This window comes from Microcystis sp. M53598_WE2 (assembly GCF_030067735.1).
Classification (GTDB): domain Bacteria; phylum Cyanobacteriota; class Cyanobacteriia; order Cyanobacteriales; family Microcystaceae; genus Microcystis; species Microcystis aeruginosa.
The window spans coordinates 1-4,334 of the sequence record NZ_JASJFE010000782.1 but is presented as its reverse complement, the minus strand read 5'-3'; the positions used below and the strand labels follow the sequence as shown (position 1 = coordinate 4,334).

Below are 4,334 nucleotides of genomic sequence, written 5' to 3'. Positions count from 1 at the left end.
TTTTTTCCACTTCAATCTAAGAATTGAGAAAAAAGCAAAACCTTATATTATACCATAAAAAAATTATGCAAGAGGTCTAATATCTGATTGGTTGAGTATTTTTTTTGCTTATTCTGATTTTTTTTCTTTGAAAAGACCTGTAGTTTTTTATGCTTCAAACTGAAGTGGGGAATATGGGTTAAAATATTAAAAGGATGCTAAAGATGGCGGCTAGAGTTTCCAGAGTGAGCTATCCTAGAAATACTCCTTACTCCATCCTCCCCCATGCTCGATCGAGTTCTCCATAGTCGTTATCAAGTCCAACAGGTGCTGGGAAAAAAAACTATCTTAGCGAGGGACAGACACACCACCCAATTAGTTATCATTAAACTTATTTCTGTTCCTAGTGGGCAAGGGAGTCAGTTTATCGGAGAAATAACCGGTAAAATTGCCCTATTGCGACAACTCTCCCACCCATCTCTCCCCAAATACCTCGATAGCTTTGAGATAGATTCATCCCAAGAACAAATCATCGCTATTGTCCGACCTTATTTATCAGCGCAGCCTTTAGAAAACTATCTTAACTCCAGTTATTTGTTAGCAGAACAAGATCTCAAACAAATTGCCAAATATCTTTTGGAGATTCTCTCCTATCTCCATCAGCAGGATGTCCCCATTAACCACGGCAATATTAAACTTAGTAATATCCTCTTTGATACCCAGTCCCATCGTTTTTATCTAGTTGATTTTGCCTTTGATTCCGATTCTCCCACCACCGACTTAGAGGATCTAGGCAAAACTTTAATCAGTTTAGGCACGGGGATTAAGCATCGTTACATACCCGAAAACTTTGAGCAAAAAACTAATCTAAGTGCTTTTTTCATCTATTGGTTAAAAAGATTATCAAACTCCCCCCCAGACCCTCATTTTCGTTCGGTGACAGAAGCTTTAGCCAGCTTATATAGTTGTCAATTGATCTTAGTATCTATTGGCAATCTTACCAAACCCTACGGCAGCGAAGTTACTGTTTATAAAAAAGATAATCTCCTGCAAATAAAAATCGCTAGTAAAACCAAACAAAAGTTTTTCAATAATCTCAAAACCCAGTTAAGACAGTTGTTACCATCCCTATTCTTTGCGATTACCCTCTTAACCATAATCGGTATTTACGACCTCAAACTGGTCGCTTTTTTAATCCCAATTATCCTAATTTTTCTGCTCAATTTAATTTCCTCTAGTTTATCTTGGCAGTTATGGAAATCTTTTTGGCAGGGGGAACTAGAGTTAAAAATTACCCCCAAAAAAGTTTCTCTCTACCAAAAACTCTGGGGGCTGAAATTTAAACTAAATGCCGATGCTGCTAGTTGCGAAATTTATAGTCTCCTCCGTCGCAATGTCACCGTCACTATGCAGGGAGAAAATGTTAATATTATTCCTCCTTCTCTGGTTCTCGTTGCCAACCATCGAGAATATGTTATCACTGCCAGTGAAGATGTTAGCGAAGCCGAATTAGATTGGTTGGCACAACAGTTAAGTGATTGGCTACGTTTACCGATTACGAGAATTTAAGGTGTATTAAGCTAAGTTAATACACCCCAAATTTATCTGATAACATCTTCCGATTTAATCAGATGCGCTTCTAGGAACCAGAGACGTTTATCGATGTCCCGGGAGATTTCCGTATAGAGATCTGCTGTGTCGGCATCCCCTTGATTGCCAGTGGTATCAATAGCAGAACGAAGATGGGCGGCGTATAATGCATAACGTTCGGCTAAAGCAACGATATGTTCACTACCATCGACGATATCAGCCGGATATTCCGGCAGAATCGAGTTAGCGGCAGCGATGCGCGCTGTTCCCAAAGCGGTTCCACCTAAAGCGGTAATCCGTTCTGCTACCATGTCCCCATAGCCTTCTAATTCCGTGGCCATTTCGTCGAATAGGCTGTGCAATTGGTAGAAATTTAAACCTTTTACATTCCAGTGGGCCTGTTTAACCTGAGTTTTTAGGTCTAAACTAGCGGCAAGGGTTTGGCTTAAGATTTCAACCACAGCTTTGCGGATATCTAATGCTAAATCGATACGAGTGGCGTAGTATTGTCCCGTGGTTTTGGTTTTGACTGGAGTGGCTACCATAATCTTTCTCCTTGATCAGTTAACAGAATACTCGATAATTTTTGTGGGTGCATAAGGGACTGATTTTGATCCTATTGGACGTTGATAATAAACTGAAAAACGGCCAATTAATTCGGAAAACAAGTAGCTGATAACTGATACTTCCAATGCGCTCAGTACAAGTAACGGCTCGAATCAGCGGCATCAGACAACCTTGAACTGAGCATCAGCAGCCTTCGTCCGTCTGCTGCACTCGAATTGTCAGACCTCTCTTATCGCTCATCTCATGCCAGAAACAAATTCTTGTACCGTAATTCCAGCAGTACGAATAAGACTACGAAGCGTACCCTTTGCCACTTCACGATGATCAGGAACAGAGAGTGTTACCTGTTCGCCCTCCTTAACCATGATAATATGGCTGGCACTTTGACGCGCAACTTGCCAGCCGAAGGTTTCAAATACTCGGACTACCTCACGTCCGCTGAGAACAGGAAGAGCAGAGGACATGATTATGCCATTACCTCTACTTGGTGAGTTTCAATCGTTAGCGGTAGCCCACGTTCTGCACGAACTTGAAGGCAGGCGATAATTGCATCTCTGATATTTTCAAGAGCTTCTGCTCTCGTTTTACCTTGGCTGACACAACCCGGAATGCTGGGGCATTCTACAACCCAAACTCCATCTTCGTCACGGTCAAGTGTTACAGTCAACTTCATAAGTTTTCGCCACAATCTCCCAGCTTATAGTTTACCTCGTGTTCTCACCTACCTATTAGTGGATGACAAGAACCTTCAGGAATCAAAGCTACATCAAGGAAGATACCGAATTGGGTTTTGCCCACCTTCAGCAAACTCAACCCAATTTACGGATGTTGCCCCTATGTACTGAACATGAGTTAATCGAATGTCGTATCGACCTTCCCTGTCTGCTGGCTCTGCACCAGCATGGTTCGCTATGTACAAATTATTCGCATTATTCTCATCATCACGATGATAAAGAATAATACGGTCAACTTCACGATTGGGATCGATCTTCCACTGACCCGTTGAACCAGTGTTGTCATCGTGGAGAACAAAGTGTTTTCCCTCTGTAAAGATAACGACTACCTTTTCATTTGGCTTTATGAAGTCACGGGCTTTCACAAAATCAGCAATTCTCATACTTGTGAGGCACAAAGTTTCTGGTTTTAGTTAGGGAACAGGCAACAGATGGTGTACTTTATAAGACTGAGAAACGCTATAAATGATTAACGAAATACATCAGACTACAATCACACCCAACAAAAAAGCTCTAACTTGCCCGGGCAAAACCTCTCACAGATATCTCTCCAGTTGCAATGGAAAGATAACTTGAGGTCTAACTGATTAATTATGCTCCTAAATGAGCTGCTAACTCTTCCGAACCGCCAATTAATTGGCCGTTAATGAAGACTTGCGGGGTGGTGGTATTGCCACTCATGGCCCGCAGAGAACGACTGGTGGCATCGCGTCCGAGGATAATTTCTTCGTATTGTAGCCCTTTTTCTTCTAACATTTTCTTAGCCCGGAGGCAGTAGGGACAGCCCACTTTCGAGAAAAGAGAGACTAAAGGCGGTTTTTTGGCTTCTGGGTTGATGTAGTTTAACATCGTTTCCGCATCGGAGACTTTGAAAGGATCTCCCGGTTCTTCCGGTTCAATGAACATTTTCTCGATAACACCATCTTTGACTAGCATCGAATAGCGCCAAGAACGTTTACCGAAACCTAAGTCAGCTTTATCGACTAACATCCCCATTCCTGCGCTAAATTCGCCGTTACCGTCGGGAATTAAGAGAATATTATCACATTCTTGGTCCTTTGCCCACTCGTTCATGACAAAGGTATCATTCACCGACAAGCAAACAATAGTATCTACGCCATTTTCCCGAAAAACTGGGGCTAATTCGTTATATCCGGGTAAATGGGAGGTGGAACAGGTGGGAGTGAATGCCCCGGGTAAGGCAAAAAGAACAACGGTTTTTCCTTTGAATAATTCCTCGCTGGTGATGTTCACCCATTGATTATTTTGACGCACGGGAAAGGTGACATCGGGAACTCTCTGCCCTTCTCGGTTTGGTAGCATAATCGTCAACTCCTAATTGCTAAGTCGTACTCATTTCGAGTTTGTCTAAATTAAGTGTAATCATAACGACTATGAGTTGTCAACAAGTATTTATACTTAAATCAGGAGATAGGAGACAGGAGACAGGAGAATGGGAAATAG

The 4,334-nt window shown here is 42.0% G+C and carries 6 protein-coding genes; 1 reads left to right on the top strand and 5 read right to left on the bottom strand.

What is annotated here, in order from left to right; translation table 11 throughout:
• Positions 1 to 264 precede the first annotated feature (264 nt).
• Entirely contained in the window at positions 265 to 1,548 is a 1,284-nt protein-coding gene (locus tag PX636_RS15965) for a protein kinase domain-containing protein (protein WP_288117794.1), read from the top strand.
• Positions 1,549 to 1,580: 32 nt separating this feature from the next.
• Here PX636_RS15965 and dps read toward each other — a convergent pair whose 3' ends face one another.
• From dps to PX636_RS15940, 5 genes are all read right to left on the bottom strand, one after another.
• On the bottom strand, positions 1,581 to 2,114 hold the full coding sequence (dps, locus tag PX636_RS15960) for a DNA starvation/stationary phase protection protein Dps (RefSeq protein WP_002758588.1): 534 nt from the start codon (positions 2,112 to 2,114) through the stop codon (positions 1,581 to 1,583).
• Between the two features lie 258 nt (positions 2,115 to 2,372).
• A complete protein-coding gene (locus tag PX636_RS15955) occupies positions 2,373 to 2,600 on the bottom strand; it encodes a type II toxin-antitoxin system HicA family toxin (RefSeq protein WP_002739431.1) in 228 nt (75 codons plus the stop codon).
• 2 nt (positions 2,601 to 2,602) lie between these two features.
• Positions 2,603 to 2,809, bottom strand: coding sequence for a type II toxin-antitoxin system HicB family antitoxin (locus PX636_RS15950; RefSeq protein WP_002739432.1), 207 nt, complete (start codon positions 2,807 to 2,809; stop codon positions 2,603 to 2,605).
• A gap of 93 nt (positions 2,810 to 2,902) precedes the next feature.
• Positions 2,903 to 3,253, bottom strand: coding sequence for a hypothetical protein (locus PX636_RS15945; RefSeq protein ID WP_002739434.1), 351 nt, complete (start codon positions 3,251 to 3,253; stop codon positions 2,903 to 2,905).
• Positions 3,254 to 3,461: 208 nt separating this feature from the next.
• The gene (locus PX636_RS15940) at positions 3,462 to 4,193 is read right to left on the bottom strand and encodes a glutathione peroxidase (protein WP_288117793.1); all 732 of its coding nucleotides are present in this window, start codon (positions 4,191 to 4,193) and stop codon (positions 3,462 to 3,464) included.
• Positions 4,194 to 4,334 lie beyond the last annotated feature (141 nt).

Bases quoted from the DNA above. Each gene is read 5' to 3' on its own strand.
- dps (WP_002758588.1), bottom strand. From the start codon at position 2,114: ATGGTAGCCACTCCAGTCAAAACCAAAACCACGGGACAATACTACGCC.
- PX636_RS15940 (WP_288117793.1), bottom strand. From the start codon at position 4,193: ATGCTACCAAACCGAGAAGGGCAGAGAGTTCCCGATGTCACCTTTCCC.
- PX636_RS15965 (WP_288117794.1), top strand. From the start codon at position 265: ATGCTCGATCGAGTTCTCCATAGTCGTTATCAAGTCCAACAGGTGCTG.
- PX636_RS15950 (WP_002739432.1), bottom strand. From the start codon at position 2,809: ATGAAGTTGACTGTAACACTTGACCGTGACGAAGATGGAGTTTGGGTT.
- PX636_RS15945 (WP_002739434.1), bottom strand. From the start codon at position 3,253: ATGAGAATTGCTGATTTTGTGAAAGCCCGTGACTTCATAAAGCCAAAT.
- PX636_RS15955 (WP_002739431.1), bottom strand. From the start codon at position 2,600: ATGTCCTCTGCTCTTCCTGTTCTCAGCGGACGTGAGGTAGTCCGAGTA.